Source organism: Streptomyces sp. NPDC045955 (assembly GCF_056430805.1).
This window is the reverse complement of sequence record NZ_JBWKKY010000005.1, coordinates 108,493-131,597: the sequence shown is the minus strand read 5'-3', so window position 1 is coordinate 131,597 and position 23,105 is coordinate 108,493. Positions and strand designations below refer to the sequence as shown.

At 70.3% G+C, this 23,105-nt stretch carries 20 protein-coding genes and 1 tRNA gene; 14 read left to right on the top strand and 7 right to left on the bottom strand.

What is annotated here, in order from left to right; all coding sequences use genetic code 11:
- Positions 1-57: 57 nt before the first annotated feature.
- From AC07F0_RS12180 to AC07F0_RS12155, 6 genes are all read left to right on the top strand, one after another.
- Positions 58-1,101, top strand: a complete 1,044-nt coding sequence (locus AC07F0_RS12180) for an ABC transporter substrate-binding protein (protein WP_436729964.1) — start codon at positions 58-60, stop codon at positions 1,099-1,101.
- Between the two features lie 151 nt (positions 1,102-1,252).
- The gene (locus tag AC07F0_RS12175; RefSeq protein ID WP_478977550.1) at positions 1,253-2,107 is read left to right on the top strand and encodes a siderophore-interacting protein; all 855 of its coding nucleotides are present in this window, start codon (positions 1,253-1,255) and stop codon (positions 2,105-2,107) included.
- Positions 2,108-2,288: 181 nt separating this feature from the next.
- Positions 2,289-3,731, top strand: coding sequence for a lysine decarboxylase DesA (gene desA, locus AC07F0_RS12170; protein WP_478977547.1), 1,443 nt, complete (start codon positions 2,289-2,291; stop codon positions 3,729-3,731).
- A complete protein-coding gene (locus AC07F0_RS12165) occupies positions 3,715-4,992 on the top strand; it encodes a lysine N(6)-hydroxylase/L-ornithine N(5)-oxygenase family protein (RefSeq protein ID WP_478977544.1) in 1,278 nt (425 codons plus the stop codon). Before desA ends, AC07F0_RS12165 begins: the two co-directional genes overlap by 17 nt.
- A complete protein-coding gene (locus AC07F0_RS12160; RefSeq protein WP_478977541.1) occupies positions 4,989-5,537 on the top strand; it encodes a GNAT family N-acetyltransferase in 549 nt (182 codons plus the stop codon). The genes AC07F0_RS12165 and AC07F0_RS12160 overlap by 4 nt, the downstream gene beginning before the upstream one ends.
- A complete protein-coding gene (locus tag AC07F0_RS12155) occupies positions 5,534-7,303 on the top strand; it encodes an IucA/IucC family protein (RefSeq protein ID WP_478977538.1) in 1,770 nt (589 codons plus the stop codon). Before AC07F0_RS12160 ends, AC07F0_RS12155 begins: the two co-directional genes overlap by 4 nt.
- A gap of 160 nt (positions 7,304-7,463) precedes the next feature.
- Here AC07F0_RS12155 and AC07F0_RS12150 read toward each other — a convergent pair whose 3' ends face one another.
- On the bottom strand, positions 7,464-8,987 hold the full coding sequence (locus tag AC07F0_RS12150) for a beta-N-acetylhexosaminidase (protein ID WP_478977535.1): 1,524 nt from the start codon (positions 8,985-8,987) through the stop codon (positions 7,464-7,466).
- A gap of 161 nt (positions 8,988-9,148) precedes the next feature.
- Here AC07F0_RS12150 and AC07F0_RS12145 point away from each other — a divergent pair, with 161 nt between their 5' ends.
- Positions 9,149-10,030 carry a DUF4429 domain-containing protein gene (locus tag AC07F0_RS12145; protein WP_478977532.1) on the top strand — a complete coding sequence of 294 codons (882 nt, stop codon included), beginning with the start codon at positions 9,149-9,151 and terminating at the stop codon, positions 10,028-10,030.
- Positions 10,031-10,087: 57 nt separating this feature from the next.
- Here the strand turns inward: AC07F0_RS12145 and AC07F0_RS12140 are convergent, their stop codons facing one another.
- Positions 10,088-11,647, bottom strand: a complete 1,560-nt coding sequence (locus AC07F0_RS12140) for a purple acid phosphatase family protein (RefSeq protein ID WP_478977529.1) — start codon at positions 11,645-11,647, stop codon at positions 10,088-10,090.
- Between the two features lie 186 nt (positions 11,648-11,833).
- Here AC07F0_RS12140 and AC07F0_RS12135 point away from each other — a divergent pair, with 186 nt between their 5' ends.
- Positions 11,834-12,091 (top strand): hypothetical protein, encoded by a 258-nt coding sequence (locus tag AC07F0_RS12135; RefSeq protein WP_037673904.1) that lies wholly within the window; start codon positions 11,834-11,836, stop codon positions 12,089-12,091.
- 12 nt (positions 12,092-12,103) lie between these two features.
- Entirely contained in the window at positions 12,104-13,921 is a 1,818-nt protein-coding gene (glmS, locus tag AC07F0_RS12130) for a glutamine--fructose-6-phosphate transaminase (isomerizing) (RefSeq protein ID WP_478977526.1), read from the top strand.
- A 153-nt stretch (positions 13,922-14,074) separates the two neighbouring features.
- Here the strand turns inward: glmS and AC07F0_RS12125 are convergent, their stop codons facing one another.
- Together AC07F0_RS12125 and AC07F0_RS12120 are read right to left on the bottom strand one after the other, a co-directional pair.
- A complete protein-coding gene (locus tag AC07F0_RS12125) occupies positions 14,075-14,641 on the bottom strand; it encodes a GPR1/FUN34/YaaH family transporter (RefSeq protein ID WP_478977523.1) in 567 nt (188 codons plus the stop codon).
- Positions 14,642-14,764: 123 nt separating this feature from the next.
- Positions 14,765-15,292 (bottom strand): universal stress protein, encoded by a 528-nt coding sequence (locus AC07F0_RS12120; RefSeq protein WP_062927012.1) that lies wholly within the window; start codon positions 15,290-15,292, stop codon positions 14,765-14,767.
- 332 nt (positions 15,293-15,624) lie between these two features.
- Between AC07F0_RS12120 and AC07F0_RS12115 the strand changes: the two genes are divergently transcribed.
- From AC07F0_RS12115 to AC07F0_RS12100, 4 genes are all read left to right on the top strand, one after another.
- A complete protein-coding gene (locus AC07F0_RS12115; RefSeq protein WP_478977520.1) occupies positions 15,625-15,957 on the top strand; it encodes a hypothetical protein in 333 nt (110 codons plus the stop codon).
- 377 nt (positions 15,958-16,334) lie between these two features.
- Positions 16,335-17,615, top strand: coding sequence for a helix-turn-helix domain-containing protein (locus AC07F0_RS12110; protein ID WP_478977517.1), 1,281 nt, complete (start codon positions 16,335-16,337; stop codon positions 17,613-17,615).
- A gap of 167 nt (positions 17,616-17,782) precedes the next feature.
- Positions 17,783-18,385, top strand: a complete 603-nt coding sequence (gene orn / locus AC07F0_RS12105; protein WP_478977514.1) for an oligoribonuclease — start codon at positions 17,783-17,785, stop codon at positions 18,383-18,385.
- A 115-nt stretch (positions 18,386-18,500) separates the two neighbouring features.
- Positions 18,501-18,573: transfer RNA gene (locus tag AC07F0_RS12100), tRNA-His, on the top strand.
- Between the two features lie 163 nt (positions 18,574-18,736).
- Here the strand turns inward: AC07F0_RS12100 and AC07F0_RS12095 are convergent.
- Positions 18,737-19,066 (bottom strand): alpha/beta hydrolase, encoded by a 330-nt coding sequence (locus AC07F0_RS12095; RefSeq protein WP_478977511.1) that lies wholly within the window; start codon positions 19,064-19,066, stop codon positions 18,737-18,739.
- 883 nt (positions 19,067-19,949) lie between these two features.
- On the opposite strand from AC07F0_RS12095, the gene AC07F0_RS12090 reads away from it, so the two are divergent.
- The gene (locus AC07F0_RS12090; RefSeq protein ID WP_478977508.1) at positions 19,950-21,143 is read left to right on the top strand and encodes a hypothetical protein; all 1,194 of its coding nucleotides are present in this window, start codon (positions 19,950-19,952) and stop codon (positions 21,141-21,143) included.
- On the opposite strand, the gene AC07F0_RS12085 is transcribed toward AC07F0_RS12090, so the two are convergent.
- Both AC07F0_RS12085 and AC07F0_RS12080 read right to left on the bottom strand, forming a co-directional pair.
- Positions 21,124-22,008 (bottom strand): serine/threonine-protein kinase, encoded by an 885-nt coding sequence (locus tag AC07F0_RS12085; protein ID WP_478977505.1) that lies wholly within the window; start codon positions 22,006-22,008, stop codon positions 21,124-21,126. The genes AC07F0_RS12090 and AC07F0_RS12085 overlap by 20 nt on opposite strands.
- Positions 22,005-23,060 (bottom strand): LacI family DNA-binding transcriptional regulator, encoded by a 1,056-nt coding sequence (locus AC07F0_RS12080; RefSeq protein WP_356929697.1) that lies wholly within the window; start codon positions 23,058-23,060, stop codon positions 22,005-22,007. Before AC07F0_RS12080 ends, AC07F0_RS12085 begins: the two co-directional genes overlap by 4 nt.
- Between the last annotated feature and the right edge of the window lie 45 nt (positions 23,061-23,105).

Genomic DNA, 23,105 nt, shown 5'->3' with positions numbered 1-23,105 from the left:
CAGCTGGCTGACAGCCGTGCCCGCAGTGGCTCCGTACGTACGAAAGCAGACCCAGCGATGTCGAACGCCAGAACCGCCCGCTTCTCTCGCCGCGGCATCCTCGCCGCCGGCGGCGCCCTCGGACTCGGTGCGCTCGTGACCGCGTGCGGCAGCGAGGACTCGTCGGACGGCGGCTCGGACTCGAAGGCGTCCGCCAAGTCCGGCCCGTGGTCCTTCAAGGACGACCGCGGCAAGAACGTGCAGCTCGACAAGGTCCCCGCGAACATCGTCGCCTTCACCGGCGTCGCCGCCGCCCTCCACGACTACGGCGTCTCCGTCAAGGGCGTCTTCGGTCCCACCAAGACGCAGGACGGCAAGCCCGACGTCCAGGCCGGCGACATGGACATCAGCAAGGTGACCATCCTCGGCAACTCCTGGGACCAGTTCAACGTCGAGAAGTACGCCGCCCTCGCTCCCGACGTGCTGATCAGCACCATGTTCGACTCCGTCGGCACCCTCTGGTACGTCCCCGAGGCCTCCAAGGACAAGATCGCCAAGCTCGCCCCGAGCGTCGGCATATCCGTCTACGACCGCCAGCTCACGGCCCCGCTCCAGCGCATGTGGGAGCTGGCCGAGTCCCTCGGCGGCGACATGAAGGCCGCGAAGGTCACCGACGCCAAGAAGCGGTTCGAGGAGGCCTCCGAGCGGCTGCGCAAGGCCGCCAAGGCGCACCCCGACATCAAGGTGATGGCCGGTTCCGCGAGCCAGGAGCTCTTCTACGTCTCCGGCACCAACCTCTCCGTCGACCTGGAGTACTTCAAGGCCCTCGGCGTGAACTTCGTCGAGCCGCCGGAGAAGGCCAAGGCGAAGGGCGGCGGCTGGTTCGAGAGCCTGAGCTGGGAGAACGTCGACAAGTACGGGGCCGACATCATCATGATGGACGACCGGTCCTCGGCGATCCAGCCGGCGAACATCACCGAGGCGACGTGGAAGAAGCTGCCCGCGGTGAAGGCCGGGCAGGTCATCTCCCGTTCGGCCGAGCCGATTCTGTCGTACGACAAGTGCGTGCCGCTGGTGGAAAACCTGGCGAAGGCCATCGAGAGCGCGAAGAAGGTCAGCTAGGCGTTCAGCGCCGTGGGGGCTTTGCCGGGTCTGTGACTGCGGCTTCGCTGTGGCGGGTCGCGCCCACGTGGCGGAGCCGCATGTCGACACAGCCCCGCGCCCCCGAAAGGGCACACTCCCCCACCGCCTGACGACAACTCAGGAGCCGTATATGACCACCGCCGTGGCCGCCCCGTTCCGGTTCTTCTCGCTTCAGGTCGTGCGGACGAGGCGGCTCGGTCCGTCCCTGGTCCGTGTCACCTTCGGCGGGCCCGATCTGCACGCCTTTCATTCCGACGGGCGTGACCAGTCACTGTCGCTGTTCCTGCCCCACCCCGGACAGCCCGAGCCGGTCGTCCCGCTCGAGCTCGGGGACGGGTGGTGGCAGGGCTGGCGTGAACTGCCGGACGACGTACGGGCCGTGATGCGGTCGTACACCCTGCGAGAGCTGCGCCGCGACCCGGACGAGATCGACATCGACTTCGCCCTGCACGGCGTCGAACCGGGCGCCACGGTCCAGGCCGGCCCCGCCTCCCGCTGGGCCGCCGGTGCCACCGCCGGAGACCGGGTGCTGCTGCTCGGGCCGGCCGTCGCCGACAACCGGGCGATCCGCTTCCGGCCGCCCGAGGACACCGACCTCGTGGTCGTCTGGGGCGACGAGACCGCCGTACCGGCCGCCTCGGCCATCGTCGAGTCGCTGCCGGCCGGCACCCGCGCCCGGGTCTGGCTGGAGGTGCCGCACGCCGGGGACATCCAGGACCTGGTGACCGAGGCGGACGCCGAGATCACCTGGCTCGTGAGGGAGGAGGAGGGCCGCGAGGACTCCTGCATGGCCCTCGACGTCCTCCGCGAGGCCCAACTGCCCCCGGCCGAGCGGCCGTACGTGTGGATCGCCGGCGAGTCCGGCTGTGTGAAGCAGCTGCGCCGGCACTTCGTGGGCGAGCGCGGGATCGACCGCCGCCGGGTCACGTTCGTCGGCTACTGGCGTCGTGGCGTGAGCGAGGAGCAGTTGCGGACAGAGGGATAGCCCGCAACCCAACCGCTCCCCACCCCCTCCCCGCCTCTTCCCACCCATGTGACCCAAGTGACCACAGTCACGGCAGAGCCCGGTTCCCCAGTAGACAACTTAGGTTAGGCTAACCTAAGTTGAACCGCGGTTCAGCCCGCCCCTGTCCCGCACCGGACTGTCCCCACCGGAGGACCCCCACATGCGCTCGCACCTGCTCAACGACACCACCGCGGAGCAGTACCGCCGCTCCGTGACCGCCGGAGTCGAGCGGGTGGCCGCCAAAATCGCCACCACCGAACGGCCGTTCACCGGCGTCACCGTCGACGCCCTGGCTCCCGCCATCGACGCGATCGACCTCGACAAGCCGCTGCACGACACCGCCGCGGTGCTCGACGAACTGGAGGACGTCTACCTCCGGGACGCGGTCTACTTCCACCACCCCCGCTACCTCGCCCACCTCAACTGCCCGGTCGTCATCCCGGCCGTGCTCGGCGAGGCCGTGCTGTCCGCCGTGAACTCCTCCCTGGACACCTGGGACCAGTCGGCCGGCGGCACGCTCATCGAGCGCAAACTGATCGACTGGACGACCGAGCGCATCGGCCTCGGCCCCGCCGCCGATGGCGTGTTCACCTCCGGCGGCACGCAGTCCAACCTCCAGGCGCTGCTGCTGGCCCGCGAGGAGGCCAAGACCGACGCCCTGGCCAAACTGCGGATCTTCGCCTCCGAGGTCAGCCACTTCAGCGTGAAGAAGTCCGCGAAACTGCTGGGCCTGGGCCAGGACTCCGTGGTCTCCATACCCGTCGACCACGACAAGCGCATGCAGACCGTCGCCCTCGCCCGCGAGCTGGAGCGCTGCAAGCAGGACGGCCTCGTGCCCATGGCCGTCGTCGCCACCGCCGGCACCACCGACTTCGGCTCGATCGACCCGCTGCCCGAGATCGCCGAGCTGTGCGAGCAGTTCGGCACCTGGATGCACGTCGACGCCGCCTACGGCTGCGGCCTGCTCGCCTCCCTGAAGCACCGGGACCGGCTCAACGGCATCGAGCGCGCCGACTCCGTCACCGTGGACTACCACAAGTCCTTCTTCCAGCCGGTGAGTTCGTCCGCCGTGCTGGTCCGCGACGCCGCCACGCTCCAGCACGCCACCTACCACGCCGAGTACCTGAACCCGCGCCGCATGGTGCAGGAACGTATCCCCAACCAGGTGGACAAGTCCCTGCAGACCACCCGCCGCTTCGACGCCCTCAAGCTGTGGATGACCCTGCGGACCATGGGCGCCGACGGCATCGGGCAGCTCTTCGACGAGGTGTGCGAGCTGGCCCGGGAGGGCTGGAAGCTGCTCGCCGCCGACCCGCGCTTCGACGTCGTCGTGGAGCCGAGCCTGTCCACCCTGGTCTTCCGCTACATCCCGGCGTCCGTCACCGACCCCGCCGAGATCGACCGCGCCAACCTCTACGCCCGCAAGGCCCTGTTCGCCTCCGGCGACGCCATCGTCGCGGGCACCAAGGTCGGCGCCCGCCACTACCTGAAGTTCACCCTGCTCAACCCCGAGACGCAGGCGTCCGACATCGCCGCCGTCCTCGATCTGATCGCCGGCCACGCCGAGCAGTACCTGGGAGACTCCCTTGACCGCGCGTCCTGAAAACCCGAACAGAATCCATGACTTCGTGGGCATCGGGCTCGGCCCCTTCAACCTCGGCCTGGCCTGCCTCACCGAACCGATCGACGAACTCGACGGCGTCTTCCTGGAGTCGAAGCCCGACTTCGAGTGGCACGCGGGGATGTTCCTCGACGGCGCCCACCTCCAGACGCCGTTCATGTCGGACCTGGTCACCCTCGCCGACCCGACGTCCCCGTACTCCTTCCTGAACTACCTGAAGGAGAAGGGCCGGCTGTACTCGTTCTACATCCGCGAGAACTTCTACCCGCTGCGCGTCGAGTACGACGACTACTGCCGCTGGGCCGCGAGCCGGCTGCGCAGCATCCGCTTCAACACGACGGTGACGGAGGTCCGGTACGAGGACGACGTCTACCTCGTACACACCGAGGCCGGAGACGTCTTCCGCGCCCGTCACCTCGTCCTGGGCACGGGCACCCCGCCCCACATCCCCGAGGCCTGCGAGAACCTGGGCGGCGACTTCATCCACAACTCCCGCTACCTGAGCCACAAGGCCGAGCTCCAGAAGAAGGACTCGATCACGCTCGTCGGCTCGGGCCAGTCGGCCGCCGAGATCTACTACGACCTGCTCAGCGAGATCGACGTCCACGGCTACCGGCTGAACTGGGTCACGCGCTCCCCTCGCTTCTTCCCGCTGGAGTACACCAAGCTCACGCTGGAGATGACGTCGCCGGAGTACGTCGACTACTTCCACGAACTGCCCGAGGCCACCCGCTACCGCCTCACGGCCGAGCAGAAGGGCCTGTTCAAGGGCATCGACGGCGACCTGATCAACGAGATCTTCGACCTGCTCTACCAGAAGAACCTCGGCGCTCCCGTGCCCACGCGTCTGCTCACCAACTCCTCGCTGACCAGGGCGACGTACGAGAACGGCACGTACACGCTGGGCTTCCGCCAGGAGGAGCAGGGCAAGGACTTCGAGCTGACCTCCGAAGGCCTGATTCTGGCCACCGGTTACCGGTACGCCGAGCCGGAGTTCCTCAAGCCCGTCCGCGACCGCCTGGTCTACGACTCCCGGGGCAACTTCGACGTCGCCCGCAACTACGCCGTCGATGTCACCGGCCGGGGCATCTTCCTCCAGAACGCCGGCGTCCACACCCACAGCATCACCAGTCCCGACCTGGGCATGGGCCCGTACCGCAACGCGTACATCATCCGCGAGCTGCTCGGCACCGAGTACTACCCGGTGGAGAAGACGATCGCGTTCCAGGAGTTCTCCGTATGAGCACCACCGGCATCGGCACGTTCACCATCCGCCCGCTCGACCCGCTGAAGGACGCCGAGCTGCTGCACTCCTGGGTCACCCACCCCAAGGCGGCCTACTGGATGATGCAGGACGCGAAACTCCCGGACGTCGAGCGCGAGTACATGCGCATCGCGGCGCACGAGCACCACCACGCCTACCTGGGCCTGCACCAGGACCGGCCCGCGTTCCTGATGGAGAAGTACGACCCCCGGTACGTCGAACTGACCGGGCTGTACGACCCGGAGCCCGGCGACGTCGGCATGCACTTCCTGGTCGCGCCGACCGACCGTCCGATCCACGGCTTCACCCGGGCCGTCATCACGGCCGTGATGGACGAGCTGTTCGCCGACCCGCGCACGCGCCGGGTCGTGGTGGAGCCCGACGTGAGCAACAAGGCAGTCCACGCGCTGAACGAGGCCGTCGGCTTCGTGCCCGAGCGCGAGATCGACAAGCCGGAAAAGCGCGCGCTGCTGAGCTTCTGCACGCGCGATCAGTTCCTGGCCGCCCGAGGAGTAGCCGTATGACCCTGTCCGACGCCGTAGCGCATCTGTCCCCCCACCGCTGGGCGCGGGCCAACCGCCTCCTGATCCGCAAGGCACTCGCCGAGTTCGCCCACGAGCGCCTGATCACCCCCGAGCAGGACGGGAACGGTTACGTCGTCCGCAGCGACGACGGCCAGACCCGCTACACCTTCACGGCCACGCTCCGCGCCCTCGACCACTGGCAGATCGACGCCGACTCGATCACCCGGCACCGGGACGGCGCCGAACTCCCGCTCGCCGCACTGGACTTCTTCATCGAGATGCAGAAGTCCCTCGGCCTGAGCGACGACATCCTGCCCGTCTACCTGGAGGAGATCTCCTCCACCCTCTCGGGCACCTGCTACAAGCTCACCAAGCCGCGGACCACGGCCGCCGAGCTCGCGCGCAGCGACTTCCAGACCATCGAGACCGGCATGACCGAGGGCCACCCCTGCTTCGTGGCCAACAACGGCCGGCTCGGCTTCGGCATCCACGAGTACCTGTCGTACGCGCCGGAGACGGCGAGCCCCGTCCGGCTCGTCTGGCTCGCGGCCCACCGCTCGCGGGCCGCGTTCACGGCCGGTGTCGGCATCGAGTACGAGTCGTTCCTGCGCGAGGAACTGGGCGCGGAGACCGTCGAGCGCTTCCACGGCGTCCTGCGCGACCAGGACCTGGACCCGGCCGACTACCTCCTCATCCCGGTCCACCCCTGGCAGTGGTGGAACAAACTCACCGTCACCTTCGCGGCCGAGGTCGCCAGGAAGCACCTCGTCTGCCTCGGCGAGGGCGACGACGAGTACCTGGCCCAGCAGTCCATCCGGACCTTCTTCAACCGGACGAGCCCCGAGAAGCACTACGTGAAGACGGCCCTGTCCGTCATCAACATGGGCTTCATGCGCGGGTTGTCGGCCGCCTACATGGAGGCCACGCCCGCGATCAACGACTGGCTGGCCCAGCTCATCGACAACGACCCGGTCCTGAGGTCGACCGGCCTGTCGATCATCCGCGAGCGCGCCGCCGTCGGCTACCGGCACCTGGAGTACGAACAGGCGACGGACCGCTACTCGCCGTACCGCAAGATGCTCGCCGCTTTGTGGCGGGAGAGCCCGGTGCCGTCCCTGAAGGAGGGCGAGTCCCTGGCCACCATGGCGTCCCTGGTCCATGTCGACCACGAGGGTGCGTCGGTCGCGGGCGCCCTGATCGAGCGGTCGGGCCTCGCCCCGACCGAGTGGCTGCGCCGCTATCTCCAGGCCTACTTCACGCCCCTCCTGCACAGCTTCTACGCCTACGACCTGGTGTTCATGCCGCACGGCGAGAACGTCATCCTCGTGCTGAAGGACGGGGTCGTGCAGCGGGCGATCTACAAGGACATCGCCGAGGAGATCGCCGTCATGGACCCGGACGCGGTCCTGCCGCCGACGGTGGAGCGACTGCGCGTGGAGGTCCCGGAGGACAAGAAACTCCTGTCGGTCTTCACGGACGTCTTCGACTGCTTCTTCCGCTTCCTCGCGGCGAACCTCGCCTCCGAGGGCATCCTGGAGGAGGACGACTTCTGGCGCACGGTCGCGGAGGTCACCCGCGCCTACCAGGACTCGATGCCCGGACTCGCCGACAAGTTCAAGCAGTACGACATGTTCGCCCCCGAGTTCGCCCTGTCCTGCCTCAACCGTCTCCAACTCCGCAACAACGAACAGATGGTCGACCTCTCCGACCCCTCCGGCGCTCTCCAACTGGTGGGCACCTTGAGGAACCCGATCGCGGAGTTCTGACCCCCAAAGCAGACGGGCACCCCCGGTGTACGGTCCACCGAGGGTGTCTGTCGTTTTTCAGGGGCGCGGGGAACTGCGCATGCTTTCAGGGGCGCGGGGCTGTATCAACGTGCGGCTCCGCCGCGTGGGCGCGACCAGCCCCCACCGGCCCGCAGACGAATCACCGCCCGGCAGACCCCCACGGCACCTGCGGCGACCTGTAATAGTCGATGCCCAGGACGTCCCACCGCTCAGCCTGCGCAGCCAACCGCACCTTGTACCGCTCCCAGTCATGGGTCTCCGCCGCCGACCACCCCACCTCCGCAACTCCCGGCAACCGCGGAAACGTCATGTACTCGATGTGCCCGGAGTTCTCGATCGTCTCCGTCCACAACGGCGCCTCGACCCCCCGCACAGCCCGCTCCGGCACCCCGGGCAAATAAGCCCCCGGATCCCAGTCGTAGCTCCGCCGCACCTCGACATACCCCGCCCAGGACAACCCCAGCGGCGTGTCCTCCGTGTACTTCATGTCGAGGTACACCCGGTCGGCCGGAGAAAGAATCAGCCCCGTCCCGTTCTGCGCGGCCTTCACCACCCGCGCCTTCTCCTCGGCGCTGGTGCTGTCGAGCCCCCAGTACTGGGCGAGCGCCCCCTTCGCCGGTGTCGCCCCGGTCAGCTGGTGCCAGCCGATCACCGTCTTGCCGTACTTCGCGACGGCCGGCTGCACCCGGTCCATGAACGTGACGTAGTCCTCATGGCTGGTGGAGTGCGCCTCGTCGCCCCCGATGTGGAGGTACCTGCCCGGCGTGAGCGCCGCCAGCTCCCGGACCACGTCGTCGACGAAGTCGTACGTGATCTCCTTGCCGACGCACAGTGAGCTGAAGCCGACCTCGGTGCCGGTGTAGAGCGGGGGCGCGACGCCGTCGCAGTTCAGGTCGGCGTAGGAGGCGAGGGCCGCGTTGGTGTGGCCCGGCATGTCTATCTCGGGGACGACCTCCAGGTAGCGGGAGCCGGCGTAGCGCACGATCTCCTTGTACTGGGCCTTGGTGTAGTGGCCGCCGGGGCCGCCGCCGACCTCCGTGGAGCCGCCGTACGTCGCGAGGCGCGGCCAGGAGTCGATGGCGATGCGCCAGCCCTGGTCGTCGCTGAGGTGCAGATGCAGCTTGTTGATCTTGTAGAGGGCGAGCTGGTCGATGTAGCGCTTGACCTGGTCGACACTGAAGAAGTGCCGGGAGACGTCGAGCATGGCGCCGCGCCAGCCGTAGCGCGGACGGTCCTTGATGGTGCCGCCGGCGATCAGCCAGGGGCCGGGCTGGACGGTGTCCTTCTCGACGGCCGCGGGGAGGAGCTGGCGCAGGGTCTGGACGCCGTGGAAGAGACCGGCGGGCCTGGCCGCGGTGATGGTGACGCCGCCCCGGCCGCTGTCGATGCGGTAGCCCTCGGCGCCGAAGGGCCCCTCGGCGAGGCGCAGCCGGATACCCCCGGCGCCGGGGCCGGTGACGGGGAGGCGGTAGCCGGTCGAGGGCCGCAGGACGGCCGCGAGGTACGCGGCGACGCGCCGCGCCTCCGGCGAGCCGTCGACGTGGATGTGCGTGCCGCGGGTGATGCGGTAGGGGGAGCCGCCCGGGGTGACCGAGGCGGGCGCGGGGACCACCCGGTCGAGCGGGGTGGGCGCCGCCGCCTGCGCGGGGCCGACCCCGGTCATGGAGAGGCCCACCCCGACCAGCAGCAGGGAACCGAGCAGGCGAAGCGTTCTGTGGCGCGGTCTCGTACGGCCGTCTCTCACAAGCGTGTCCCTTCCATGAGCCGTTGAGCCCCAAGAGGTCTGGACCACTCTCTCGTGAGACCGGTGGAACAATCCACCCCATGGCGGAAATCATCCAGAAGGACGGCACATGGGCCTTCGACGGCGACGCCCTGCGACTGACCCCCGGGCGGGACAGGAACGTCAGTCTGCTGCGCAGGGAGCTGGGTGAACTCGTCGTCCCGCTCGGGGCGTTGGCCGGGATCTCCTTCGAGCAGGGCAGGAAGGCGGGGCGGCTCAGGCTCCGTCTGCGTGACGGCGCCTGCCCGCTGCTGCACGCCACGGGCGGCCGGCTCACCGAGCCCCACGACCCGTACCAGCTGATCGTCGACCCCGAACGCTACGGCGTCGCCGAGTACGTGACGGACGAGGTCCGTAACGCGCTGCTCCTGGACCAGGTGCCGAGCGAACCGGTCGCCGCCTACCTGCTGCCGGGCCCCTCCGTCCCCCTGTCGGTCTCCGCCGGGGACGGCACCGCCGGCTTCGACGGCGAGCGCATACGCCTGGAGTGGAACTGGAAGGCGGAGGACGCCAAGGCCGCCGCCGGTGCCCGCACGCTCGCGCTCACCGACATCACGGGCGTGGAGTGGCAGCCGGCCGCCGGCCTGGAGAACGGCTACCTCCGCTTCACTGTGCGGCACGCCCCCACCAAGACCCCGCCCAAGTACGACCCCAACGCCGTGGAGCTGTGGGGCTTCAAGAAGGATCCGCTGATGGCGCTGGTCGCCGCGGCGGTCCAGGCCAGGCTTCCGCACCCGGCCCGGGCCGCCGCCGACGTCCCGGACGCGCGACCGGAACCGCCTTCTCCCCCGGTCGCGTCCGCCGAGGACGATCACGACGCCCTGCTGCGCCGCCTGCGCGAGCTCGGCGACCTGCACCGCACGGGCGTCCTGACGGACGACGAGTTCGCACTGGCCAAGCAGGCGATCCTGAAGCGGATGTAGCACCCCGGGACACCCCGGGACACCCCGGGAACGTCCTCGGGCGCTGCCCCACGGGCGCTACTTCGCCCGGCGCGCCACCGTGAAGTGGTCCACCCGGTCACCGGTCTCGGCGATGCCGCGCACCGTCAGCGTGGCCAGGCGTCCCTTCGGCGCGGGGGTGACGTCCACACGCAGGAAGGAGTAGTCGAGGTAACGCACCCGCGACCAGGTGACGGTCTCGTTCTGCTTGCCGCCCTTGACGTTGACGAACGAGGACACGGAGTCCACCTCGTGCTCGTTGCCCTCGTACGACAGCGGGGCGCTGAACGCGTAGAGGCTGCGGCCCGCCGCGCCGGCCGTCACGTACACGACGCCGTCGGTCTCCGGATAGGCCGTGCCGCCGATCGGGAGCTTCCTGGTGACCCTGCCGTCCTTGATGACGTCGGTGCGCTCGTACTGGTGGTTGTGGCCGTTGACGACCAGGTCCACGGTGTACTTCTCGAACAGCGGCACCCACTCCTGCCGGACCCCGCCCTCGGAGGCGTGGGAGGTGGAGGTGCAGTAGGCGCAGTGGTGGAAGAACACGACGATGAAGTCGATGTCGGGCGCGGCCCGGTACTTCTTCAGCTGGGCTTCGAGCCACTTGGTCTGGGTGCCGCCCGAGATACCGAGGTTGGCCGGGATCTCGAAGGAGATGTCGTTGGCGTCGAGCGAGATGACGGCCGTGTTGCCATAGGCGAAGGAGTAGACGCCCGGGAGGTTCTTCCTGTCGGGGCCGTTGTCCGGGAGGGTCCAGCGGGCCTCCTCGCCGCCGTACCCGTTGGGCGAGTACCAGGCCTCCATGTCGTGGTTGCCGTAGGCGGGCATCCACGGGACGGACTTGGCGACGGACTCGGTCTGGGCGAGGAACTGGTCCCACACGCGCGAGTCGAAGCCGGTGTCGTCGGTCCGGCCCTGGCCGGTGGGGTCGCCGTACGCGATGTCGCCGGCGTGCAGGTGGAAGGCCGGGTTCTGGCCGAGGAGGAGGCTGTTGTTGGCGAGCGCGTGGTAGCTGACGCCCTCGTCGCCGAAGGCCGTGAAGGTGAACGGCTTCTTGTGCGCGGGGGCGGTGGTGAAGGTGCCGAGGGTGCCCAGGAGGTGGGGTTCGGCCGGGTCGAAGCCCTGGTGACCGACGCCGTAGTAGTACGTCCGGCCCGGGCGCAGGTGGGTCAGCTTGGCGTGGACGTAGTACTGGGTGTGGTTGCCGCTCGCGCCGACACCGGCCGGTGTGAAGAGGGTGCGGACCTCGGCGTCGATCTTCCGGGAGAGGTCCGTGGGGTGGGCGCCGATCCGGATGAACGGCTTCTTGACGGCGACCGGGACCTGCCAGGAGACGGTCATCTCCGTGCGCGGGTCGGTGCCGTAGGCGAGGTGGCGGCCGAAGGGGGCCACGTGGGTCCCGTCGACGGTCTCGGTGCTCGGCCGTCCGCTCGGAACGGCGGCCTGGGCGGTGGCGCCCGGCACGAACGCGCCACCGGTGACGGCGCCGAGCGTGACGGCACCGCCTCTGATCATCGTGCGCCGGGAGAACCTGGCGCGCAGGTACTCGTGCTGCTCGGCCATGCTCATGCGCGCGGCGAGCCGCTCGGGTACGCCCATACGAGGAGTGTCCATGGCGTCCAAAAATCGACGCCTCGGGCAACGGGACACCGGCCGCCCGGTGGACGCTTCACGAACAGGCGCTCATGACAGGTTCAACGTTCCCCCAAGAGTTTTCCACAGCCGTCTGCCCGGAAACGGGCAGAAATCTTGCGTAAGCGCCGCCGGTGCCTCAGGATCTACCGGGTGCACGACGAACTCGTTGATCACCTGACGCGGTCCACGCCCCTCAACCGAGGCGAGGCGCTGCGCGTGATCCAGGACGTGCTCGCCTACTTCGACGAGACGACCGAGGAGTACGTCCGTCGCCGCCACCGCGAGCTCCAGGCCCAGGGCCTGGTGAACGCGGCGATCTTCGAGCGGATCGAGGCGGATCTCAAGTACCGCGCGGTGGCACCGCCGGAGCTCTCGCTCCGGCAGCTGCGGCGCATCGTCTACGGCTAGGACTACGTATACATGTGCGGAATAGTCGGTTACATCGGGAAGCGTGACGTCGCCCCCCTCCTCCTTGAGGGCCTGCAGCGCCTGGAGTACCGCGGGTACGACTCCGCGGGCGTCGTCATCACGTCCCCGAAGGCCTCCGGCCTGAAGATGGTCAAGGCCAAGGGCCGCGTCCGCGATCTGGAGGCCAAGGTCCCGGCCCGCTTCAAGGGCACGACCGGCATCGCCCACACCCGCTGGGCCACCCACGGCGCCCCCTCCGACGTCAACGCCCACCCGCACCTCGACGCCGAGGGCAAGGTCGCCGTCGTCCACAACGGCATCATCGACAACGCCGCCGACCTGCGCCGCAAGCTGGAGGCGGACGGCGTCGAGTTCCTCTCGGAGACCGACACCGAGGTCCTCACCCACCTCATCGCGCGCTCGCAGGCGACGAAGCTGGAGGACAAGGTCCGCGAGACCCTCCGGCTCATCGAGGGCACGTACGGCATCGCCGTGCTGCACGCCGACTTCCCCGACCGGATCGTCGTCGCCCGCAACGGCTCCCCGGTCGTCCTCGGCATCGGCGAGAAGGAGATGTTCGTCGCCTCGGACATCGCCGCGCTGGTCGCCCACACCCGCCAGATCGTCACCCTGGACGACGGCGAGATGGCCACCCTGAAGGCCGACGACTTCCGCACGTACACCACGGAGGGCACCCGCACCACCGCGGAGCCCACCACCGTGGAGTGGGAGGCGGCCTCCTACGACATGGGCGGCCACGACACGTACATGCACAAGGAGATCCACGAGCAGGCCGAGGCCGTGGACCGCGTGCTGCGCGGCCGCATCGACGACCGCTTCTCCACCGTGCACCTGGGCGGCCTGAACCTCGACGCCCGCGAGGCCCGCCGGATCCGCCGTGTGAAGATCCTCGGCTGCGGCACCTCGTACCACGCGGGCATGATCGGCGCCCAGATGATCGAGGAGCTGGCGCGCATCCCCGCCGACGCCGAACCGGCCTCGGAGTTCCGCTACCGCAACGCGGTCGTCGACCCCGACACCCTCTACATCGCCGTCTCCCAGTCCGGCGAGACCTACGACGTCCTCGCCGCCGTGCAGGAGCTCAAGCGCAAGGGCGCGCGGGTCCTGGGCGTGGTGAACGTGGTCGGCTCCGCGATCGCCCGCGAGGCCGACGGCGGCATCTACGTGCACGCCGGCCCGGAGGTCTGCGTCGTCTCCACGAAGTGCTTCACCAACACCACGGTGGCCTTCGCGCTGCTCGCCCTCCACCTGGGCCGCACCCGCGACCTGTCGGTCCGCGACGGCAAGCGGATCATCGAGGGCCTGCGCAAGCTGCCCGCCCAGATCGCCGAGATCATGGAGCACGAGGAGGACGTCAGGAAGCTGGCCCTGCAGTTCGCCGAGGCCCGCTCGATGCTCTTCATCGGCCGGGTGCGGGGCTACCCGGTGGCCCGCGAGGCCTCCCTGAAGCTCAAGGAGGTCTCCTACATCCACGCCGAGGCCTACCCCGCCTCCGAGCTCAAGCACGGCCCGCTGGCCCTGATCGAGCCGGCCCTCCCCACGGTCGCGATCGTCCCCGACGACGACCTGCTGGAGAAGAACCGCGCGGCCATGGAGGAGATCAAGGCCCGCAGCGGCAAGATCCTCGCGGTGGCCCACCAGCACCAGGAGAAGGCCGACGAAACGATCATCGTCCCGAAGAACGAGGACGAACTCGACCCCATCCTGCTGGGCATCCCCCTCCAACTCCTCGCCTACCACACGGCCCTGGCCCTCGGCAGGGACATCGACAAGCCGAGGAACCTCGCCAAGTCAGTGACGGTTGAGTAAGTGACCCTCTTCTAGGGGCGCGGGGAACTGCGCGAACACCCCCCACGCACCCGCACAGGCCACACAACGAGGACGGACCCCCATGCGCTGCCACCAAGCGCAGGGGGTCCGTTTTCATCGCCGGGAAGCCGCCCAACTCCCCGGCCGGCGCAGCTAACCGGTGGCCGTCACTCCCCGGCCGGCAGCGCGTCGCGGAACCGCCGTGGGCCAGCGCGCGAGCCCCGCCGTGGCCGCATACCAGGCAACAGCCCCCGCGGCCACGGCGAACCACCCACCGACCTTCGCGAGCCCGTCGTTGCCTGCGAACGCGGCGATCGCGAGCAGCAGCAGCGAGACGAAGAACAGCCCGTACACGCCCTGCCCGAGCTGGTTCCCTCCGGCGAGCGTCAAGGACAGCGCCACCAGCGCGAACAACAGCAGGAACAGTCCTGCCGCGTTGGCGGAGACCTGCGCGCCGGCCGACACGGCCCAGGTGAACCACAGCGCCCCGAGCACCGTGAACGCCGTCCCGCCGACGGAGTCCCCACCCCGCAGGGCCAGCAACCCGGCGGCGAAGAGCGCGATGCCGCCCACATACCGGGCGACTGACACGGCGTCAGCGGCTGACACTCCGTCGAACACGGCGGTATGCCCCAGCCCGAAGGCCAACAGGGTGATTCCGAGGGCGAGTCGACCGGCCACGGTCGTGATTCCGCTTCCCGCGGAGACGTCTTTGTCCACGGCGGGCTCCCTTCGTGCAGGTGCAGTTGCGCGGTGTCCCGTATATGCCCTTCACAAGGGCACAAACACCTCTACGCGCGAGTAGGTTCACGCACTGCACAAGGGGAGCAAGGGAGTTGGCCCTCAGGGAATGACGATGACGGGCCGCTGCGCCCGCTTGGCGAGCCGCCCGGCGACGGAGCCGAAGATCCGCCCGACGAGGCCGTGGGTCGACCCGACGACGATCGCGTCGGCCTCGTACTCCCGGCCGACCTCTTCGAGTTCGTGACAGATGTCGCCGCCGCGCTCGACCAGGATCCAGGGCACCTCGGCGAGGTAGTCCGCACAGGCCAGCTCAAGACCGAGCACCTCCGTCCGGTGATCCGGCACGTCCACGAACACGGGCGGCTCACAACCGGCCCACACCGTGGTCGGCAGCCGGTTGGCGACGTGGACGATGATCAGGCCCGACCCGGAGCGATGGGCCATGCCGATCGCGTACGCCAGGGCGCGCTCACTGGACGTGGAGCCGTCGAAGCCGACGACGACCCCGTGCTTGAAGGCGGGATCGCAGGAGTGGCGTGGCTCTTCCGCCGCCAGGGGCTCGGCCGCCGTGGGATCGGCGACGGGCCGCTTGCGGTCCGCGGGTTCGAAGAATTCGTGACCGGCCATGGCTGTCTCGGCGTTGTGATCCTTTATGGGTGGGCCCGCGAGCGGAGCTCGCTGACAGATCCAGCAGTGTGCGGCGGAGCTGTGTCCGGGAATGGTCTTCCCAACCCCATACCCCCAAGGGTACGGCGGCACGCCTCCTTAGCCCAGATCCCGCCCGCCGTGCGTGTGGGTTCCAGGGAGCATGCACGAGGCGGCGCCCGTAACGCAATGGTTGCTGCGCTGTACAGGCGGTTTGCACAGGATTCACTTACCCGTGGGGGCGGTCGGGTCACACAGTGACCTGCTCACCGGCCGCGCGTTGAACGCCGTGAGTCACGCCACAGGGAGCACGCATGTCCGGACCCCACCCCGCCTCCGAGGCGGACCGCGCGACCCCGCCGCCGCGGGACGCCGCGACTGATGTGGTTCGGTGGGCGGCCTTCAGCTGCGTGCTCGTCCCCCTCGTGCTCCTCGGGTACGGCGCCTCCCTGGCCGGTGCCGCCGGCACGGCCCTCGGGCTCGCGGCCGTCACGGGCGCGTGCCGGGTGCTGCTGCGGCAGTCCGAGCGCGGGGCGGCCCGGCTGGCGGCCGAGGACCGGGCGCCCCACCGGGGCCGGCACCACCGCACCGGAACAGGGTCGCACCGCGGCGGACGGCACACTGGCGGGGATACACCGGTCGGCTGACCGGTTTCCGCGCACACGCACGCTGCTTTTCAGCCAACTTCTCACACCCGCGCATCACCCTCCCTGACCACCCCGCAACCCCCGTTCGACCTGCACGGAAAGAGCCTCCGGGGTGCCGCGCACCCTACGCGGATTGGCCACTGCGACAAGGCGCACTTCCCCGCACGCCCCACGAGTGCAACGCTTCGTGATCGAATGCTTCACGCCAAGTTGCCAAGTCGACAATGTGCCGAGTGCCGAACCGGCCACTGCGGCGCGACGGGACACAGTAGATTCGATCTTGACTGTCTACGGCGGGGGACTCGTGCAGGACCGAGGGGAAACGTGCAGGAGCGACACAACCGAGGAGCCGCGACCACCGAGGGGGGCTTAGCAGTATGAGCCACGACTCCACTGCCGCGCCGGAAGCCGCGGCCCGGAAGCTTTCCGGGCGACGTCGCAAGGAGATCGTCGCGGTGCTGCTGTTCAGCGGCGGCCCCATCTTCGAGAGTTCCATACCTTTGTCGGTGTTCGGGATCGACCGCCAGGACGCCGGCGTGCCGCGCTACCGACTGCTGGTGTGCGGCGGCGAGGACGGCCCACTGCGGACCACAGGGGGCCTGGAACTCACCGCGCCGCATGGCCTGGAAGCGATCTCACGCGCGGGCACGGTCGTCGTACCGGCCTGGCGTTCGATCACTTCTCCGCCACCGGACGAAGCGCTCGACGCGCTGCGCCGGGCACACGAGGAGGGCGCCCGCATCGTCGGGCTGTGCACCGGCGCCTTCGTCCTCGCGGCGGCGGGCCTGCTGGACGGCCGGCCCGCGACGACACACTGGATGTACGCGCCGACGCTGGCCAAACGCTATCCGTCGGTGCACGTCGATCCGCGGGAACTGTTCGTCGACGACGGCGACGTGCTGACGTCGGCAGGCACCGCCGCGGGCATCGACCTGTGCCTGCACATCGTGCGCACGGACCACGGCAACGAGGCGGCCGGGGCCCTGGCCCGGCGTCTCGTCGTGCCCCCGCGCCGAAGCGGCGGCCAGGAGCGCTACCTCGACAGGTCTTTACCAGAGGAGATCGGCGCCGACCCGCTCGCCGAGGTCGTCGCCTGGGCGCTGGAGCACCTCCACGAACAGTTCGACGTGGAGACGCTGGCGGCACGCGCGTACATGAGCCGTCGTACGTTCGACCGCCGCTTCCGCTCGCTGACCGGGAGTGCCCCGCTGCAGTGGCTGATCACACAGCGGGTGCTCCAGGCGCAGCGCCTGCTGGAGACGTCGGACTACTCGGTGGACGAGGTGGCGGGGCGCTGCGGCTTCCGGTCGCCGGTCGCCCTGCGCGGGCACTTCCGGCGCCAGCTGGGCTCGTCGCCGGCCGCGTACCGGGCGGCCTACCGCGCCCGGCGCCCGCAGGGCGAGCGGCCGCAGGACACCGAGGCCGCCCCGGGCGGTACCGGGCCCGGCATGTCCGGGCACACGGGGCATCCCGGCCAGCCGCCCGCCCCGCTGCATCCGGAACACCCGGTCCCGCTGCAGTCCCGCCGTACGGCGGCGGCGAGCGCGGTCGGATCGTCCCCGGCCCTGTCCGCGTCGGCGTCGGCCGCGTCGGACAACGGGCGGGAGTCGTACGTGTCGAGCCGGGCGAGTCTGCCGGGGCAGCGCAGCGCGACGTGAGGTGACGTGAGCCGGTGACCGGGCCCGCGGGGAGGTGACCCTCCGCGCGGGCCCGGTGCCGTTTCGGGGGCCGATGCGCCCTCGGCCACGAGGCGGACGCACCTGGCTGCCACAAGGTCACCGCACGGCCGGTCCAGGCCGCGGCGGCTCACCGTAAGGTGAGACATATGAACGATCGCATGGTGTGGATCGACTGCGAGATGACCGGCCTCTCGCTGTCGGACGACGCGCTCATCGAGGTGGCCGCCCTCGTCACCGACTCCGAGCTGAACGTGCTCGGCGAGGGCGTGGACATCGTCATCCGGCCGCCGGACCGGGCGCTGGAGACGATGCCGGAGGTGGTGCGTCAGATGCACACCTCGTCCGGGCTGCTCGCCGAGCTGCCGGACGGCACGACGCTGAAGGACGCCGAGGAGCAGGTCCTGGCGTACGTCAGGGAGCACGTCAAGGAGCCGGGCAAGGCCCCGCTGTGCGGCAACTCCGTCGGCACGGACCGCGGCTTCCTGCTGCGTGACATGCCGACGCTGGAGGACTACCTGCACTACCGGATCGTCGACGTGTCCTCGATCAAGGAGCTGGCCCGCCGCTGGTACCCGCGGGCGTACTTCAACAGCCCGCAGAAGAACGGCAACCACCGGGCGCTCGCCGACATCCGCGAGTCCATCGCGGAGCTGCGCTACTACCGCGAGGCCGTCTTCGTCCCGCAGCCCGGGCCCGACTCGGACACCGCGAAGAAGCTCGCCGCGAAGCACGTACTGCCTGCGCAGTAGCCGTGCCGGAGGCCCGTGGAGGGGCGCCGCGAAAGCCGGGCGCGAGCACCCCTTCGGACCCTGTACACTTTTTCTCGGCCGGTCGGGGAAATCACTGACCTCCAAGCCGGTCATGGTGGGTGTAGCTCAGCTGGTAGAGCACCTGGTTGTGGTCCAGGATGCCGCGGGTTCGAGTCCCGTCACTCACCCTGTGTGTTCAGCCGGTGACTTCACGAACGAGGTCACCGGCTGAAGGCTTTTCACGACGGCGTCACGACCGCGCACCCTCTCCCGCGCACTCCACGTCCCCGGCGGGGAGCCGTCCCGTTCCCAGGTAGTCGTTCACGAGACGGTCGGCACACGGCACCGGCGTCAGCCCCTCCGCCCTGCGGCGGTAGACACCGTGGGACCGGATGTCGGCCGTGACCAGAGGGAGCCGGTGAGGCGGCGGTGGAACTCCAGCGCACCGGCGTAGGGGACGTTGTTGTCGCGCCGGGCCTGCACCATCAGCAAGGGCACGGAGTTGGCGATGCCGGTCCCCGGCTCGCGCGGGGCTGTGAGCCAGAACGCGCACGGAGCGATCATGCCGTTGACGAGCGGGCCGAAGACCGGCTCGGTGGCCCGGCCGCGGACGCTGTTGCGCCAGTACGTCTCCGGATCGGCCGGCCAGCCGCCCGCCGGCCAGCCCCCGTCGCCGCACATGAACATCGCCCCGCCGACCAGGCTGTCCGCCAGCTCCGGGGAGGACAGCAGGGCCAGCAGGGCGGACAGGTCCGGGCTCGGCTCGGCCAGGTCCCCGGGCGCCGCGGCGGACAGGTCACCACGGACGCGAGGGATGTGTCGTACTCCTGATGCTGGATCAGCTGACGGAGCAACAGACGTACGACCGGGGCGTCGAGACGGGTGCCCGCGACCCGGAGCGGACGCCGTTCGGCCTCGGCGAGCATCTGCTGCACGGTGGCCCGGACCTCGCGGGCCGTGCGGCCGAGTCCGTAGCGGGCGTGGTGCCGGGCGGCTCAGCCGGCCCATTCGTCGAGCCCCCCTCCAGGGGCCGCGCCCCTGACCCGGATGACGTCCTGCCGCGCTTCCGGTCACCTGTGATCAGGCGGGGGCAGAGATCATCATTAGTGATCTATCGGCCTGCCGGAGCCCGGGCTTCCGGCAGACTGTCGCGCCTGGATCGGGCGACAGGGCGGGCACGACAGCACATGGGGCGTTCACGGGCACGGCATCTGAGACCGCGATGTCTCGTGCTCGCGGTGGCCGCCTCGCTCGGCTCGTCCGCGGGCTGCTCTTCGTCGACCGTGCAGGAATCCACCCCGGAAGCACCGCGCGCGTCCGTGAGCGCCCCGGCCGACTCGCCCACCACCAGTCGGGGGCCTGCCGTCCCGGACGGACCCCCCGGGCACGGTGAGCCGAGCGCCCCCGTGAGCAGGCCCGCTCCTTCGCAGTCGGCAGACGGGTCGAGCACGCCCTCGCCCGACCAATCTGTCGGTGGAGACCCCGTCGACCCTGTGCCGCCGCCACCGCGTGCCCCGGGCCCGGGCCCCAGGGACCAACTGCTGCCGGACCCGGCGGCACCCGCGTGTCCCTCAGGTCCGTCCGCCGGCACCTCCGCGTCCCCTGGCCCGTCCACCGGCACCACGCCCTCCCCCAGCCCGTCCACCGGCACCTCGTCGTCCCCCGATCCGTCCCCGGGCCCCTCCGCGTCTCCCGGTCCTTCGCCCGGCAGCCCTCCGTCCTCCTGCGGTTCCACGTCCACGGCGTCACCGGCCGGGACGGAGTCCCCGGGGGCGTCCCCGTCATGAGCGACCCGCCCGCCGTTCCCCCTCCCCACTTCCGCGCGTCCGCGCCACCGCCCGAACGTCGTCCGCGGCAGGCCGGGGCCCGGCGTCGGCGCCGTCGGGTCCTGCGTCGCGTATCCGGCACCGGTGCCCCGGAGCCGCCCGTCTCCCGCCTTCCGGGCGCCGGCTTCCCGGCCGACCTGGCCACCCTCGTGTCGCTCCTCGCGGCGCTGCTGTTCTATGCCGGAGCGGTCCACACCCGGGCGTACTTCGAGTACTTCCACATCGACGTGCTGGCGCTCGGCCTGAGTTTCGCCGAGTTCGTCATGCGCAGTCTGCATCTGGTGACGGCTCCCGTGGTGCTGACCGCCGTGGTGGCCGTGGTCGTACTGCGGGATCCGCAGCTGCCGAGCCGCTCGCTTTCGCGTCTCCTTCCGCCCGCCCTGATCGGTCGGCTCCGACGGGTCGTCCGGGGCCTGGCCCGTCTCCACCTGCTCGTTCTGGGCGTGGCGGTCGCCATGCTCTTCTGCTGGAGCCGTATCCAGCCGTACGGATGGCTCGTGCCCGTTCTCCTGGCCGTCGGCATCCTGTGCGGTCAGCCGACCGCCGCCGGCGACGGCAGCCGCCCGGGCGGCATCCGGGCACGAGGCGCTCCGCTCACGGCGGTGTGTCTGTGCCTGCTCTGGGCTGTCGCCCTGGCCGCACACGAACGCGGTCTGCGCGATGCGGAGCGCGACGCCGATCACCTGGTCGGCAGAACGGCGGTCGTCGTCTTCAGCACCGACCGACTGAGCATGACCGGCCGCGGCCTGAAGGTGAAGGACCTCGGTCGGCAGATGCACTATCGCTATCGGTACACCGAGCTGAGGGTCGTCATCGAGCGCGGCGGGCGCTACTACGCCGTGCCCACGGGATGGCGGCACGACACCGACTCGACGTATGTACTCCGCGAATCCGACGACGTACGCATCGAACTCATGCCGGGTGCCCGGTGACGGCATGGTTGCCCCGGCGGCCGGCCGCCAACGGGATGTCGTACGCCCCAGACGTCACCGCCCGCCACGCCTCCGTCAACTCCCGTACTCTGCCGTACCGTTCGCCCGGATCGGCCCGCGTCGCCCGTTCTGCCACCGCCAGTTGCGCCGCTGTCCCGCGCCAGGCCGACTCGTCGTCGCCGGCGTCCAGGAGGAGGCGCAGAGACCGGCCCAGGGCGTGGACGGTGGTGCGGGTGTCGATCAGGGCGCCGCGGCGGAACTCCTCCGGGGCCATGAAGCGGCGGGAGCCGGGGAGCCGGTTCGCCGCCAGGACGAACGGGCCCGGGCGGTACTCGTCGAGGTCGACCAAGTGGAGTTCGTCGCCATCGAAGTCGTACAGGAACGCGCCGTCGTAAAGGTCGACGGCGACGTGTCCCGCGGCCTCCACCGCCAGGTGCGCGTCCAGCACCCTGTCCAGGGCACGGCAGACCCGGCCCAGCGGCAGGGCGCGGAAGCGGGCCATGGGGCTGTCCTGCTCAGCGCGGCCCCCCTGCCTTCGGGAGGTCGAGTGGTAGAGGACCTCGCCTCGGCGCCACGGCATCACCACCGCCGTACGGCCGTCCCGTACCGCGAACCGGTGCAGTTGCGGGACGATCACCGGATGCCGCACCGCCCGGTGGAAGGCCCAGGACCGGTCGAGGGAACGCTCGGCGGCGTCGGTCGGCGCCTCCTTCACGAACCAGTGGTCGCCGTCCGGGAGCCGGACGCCGTACGACACACAGCCCGAGTCCTGGTCGCGGAAGACACGGAACACCTCGCCCACGGAACCGAGGTACCGCTCGACCTCCTCGGCCCCGGCGAGGTCCAGCAGGCCGTGACTGCTCACGACGAGGTGCGCGGCACCAGTTCCGTCGCCAGGACCACCTGGCGGCGTTCCAGCCCCCGGGACACCGGCGGGCGGCGGTCGGCGATCTCGGCCAGGAGGAGGTCGATCATCCTGCGGCCCATCTCCTCGATGGGCTGGCGGACGCTGGTGAGGGGCGGATCCAGGTGGCGGGCGATGGCGGAGTCGTCGTAGCCGACCAGCGCCACGTCGTCGGGGATGCGGCGGCCCGCCTCGCGCAGGGCCTGGCGGGCGCCGGCCGCGGTCACGTCCGAGGCGGCGAAGACGGCGTCCACGTCGGGGCGGCGGGACAGCAGGGCCTCCATCGCCCGGTGGCCGCCCTCCTCGGAGAAGTCGCCCGGCTCGATCAGCAGCTCGTCCACCTCGTGACCCGCGTCGCGCAGGGCGTCGCGGTAGCCGTCGATGCGACGTTGCGCGCCGTACACGTCGAGGCGGCCGGTGATGTGGGCGATCGTGCGGCGGCCGCGCTCCATGAGGTGCTCGACGGCCTGGCGGGCGCCGCCGTAGTTGTCCGAGTCGACGGAGGTCAGCGTCTCGGCGGCGGACCTCGGGCCGCTGATCACCGCCGGGATCTCCAGCTGGGCGAGGAGGTCCGGCAAGGGGTCGTCGGCGTGGACCGAGACCAGCAGGACACCGTCCACGCGGTGGGCGGCCAGGTACTGGGCGAGCCGCTGCCGCTCCCGGTCACTGCCCGCGAAGATCAGCAGCAGCTGCATCTCCGTGTCCGACAGCTCCGCCCCGACGCCCTTCAGCATGTCCGAGAAGTACGGTTCCGCGAAGAACCGGGTCTCCGGCTCGGGTACGACCAGGGCGATCGCGTCCGTGCGGTTGGCGGCCAGGGCGCGGGCGGCGGTGTTCGGGACGTAACCCAGCTCGGCGACCGCCGCCTCGACGGCCGCCCGGGTCGCGTCGCTGACCCGGGGCGATCCGTTGATCACCCGGGACACCGTGCCGCGGCCGACACCGGCGCGCGCCGCCACCTCTTCGAGGGTGGGCCGGCCACCGCTTCGGCCCCGCGCTCCGTGGCTTGCCATGGGCTCCGCCTTCCCGTCCACACCCGCACTCTGCGGCTGGCCTGG

Coding starts and splice junctions, on each gene's coding strand:
- glmS (WP_478977526.1), top strand. CDS start 12,104: ATGTGCGGAATAGTCGGTTACATCGGGAAGCGTGACGTCGCCCCCCTC.
- AC07F0_RS12140 (WP_478977529.1), bottom strand. CDS start 11,647: ATGGGCGTACCCGAGCGGCTCGCCGCGCGCATGAGCATGGCCGAGCAG.
- desA (WP_478977547.1), top strand. CDS start 2,289: ATGCGCTCGCACCTGCTCAACGACACCACCGCGGAGCAGTACCGCCGC.
- orn (WP_478977514.1), top strand. CDS start 17,783: ATGAACGATCGCATGGTGTGGATCGACTGCGAGATGACCGGCCTCTCG.
- AC07F0_RS12160 (WP_478977541.1), top strand. CDS start 4,989: ATGAGCACCACCGGCATCGGCACGTTCACCATCCGCCCGCTCGACCCG.
- AC07F0_RS12145 (WP_478977532.1), top strand. CDS start 9,149: ATGGCGGAAATCATCCAGAAGGACGGCACATGGGCCTTCGACGGCGAC.
- AC07F0_RS12180 (WP_436729964.1), top strand. CDS start 58: ATGTCGAACGCCAGAACCGCCCGCTTCTCTCGCCGCGGCATCCTCGCC.
- AC07F0_RS12110 (WP_478977517.1), top strand. CDS start 16,335: ATGAGCCACGACTCCACTGCCGCGCCGGAAGCCGCGGCCCGGAAGCTT.
- AC07F0_RS12120 (WP_062927012.1), bottom strand. CDS start 15,292: ATGGCCGGTCACGAATTCTTCGAACCCGCGGACCGCAAGCGGCCCGTC.
- AC07F0_RS12150 (WP_478977535.1), bottom strand. CDS start 8,987: ATGACCGGGGTCGGCCCCGCGCAGGCGGCGGCGCCCACCCCGCTCGAC.
- AC07F0_RS12095 (WP_478977511.1), bottom strand. CDS start 19,066: ATGTGCGGCGACGGGGGCTGGCCGGCGGGCGGCTGGCCGGCCGATCCG.
- AC07F0_RS12080 (WP_356929697.1), bottom strand. CDS start 23,060: ATGGCAAGCCACGGAGCGCGGGGCCGAAGCGGTGGCCGGCCCACCCTC.
- AC07F0_RS12115 (WP_478977520.1), top strand. CDS start 15,625: ATGTCCGGACCCCACCCCGCCTCCGAGGCGGACCGCGCGACCCCGCCG.
- AC07F0_RS12175 (WP_478977550.1), top strand. CDS start 1,253: ATGACCACCGCCGTGGCCGCCCCGTTCCGGTTCTTCTCGCTTCAGGTC.
- AC07F0_RS12155 (WP_478977538.1), top strand. CDS start 5,534: ATGACCCTGTCCGACGCCGTAGCGCATCTGTCCCCCCACCGCTGGGCG.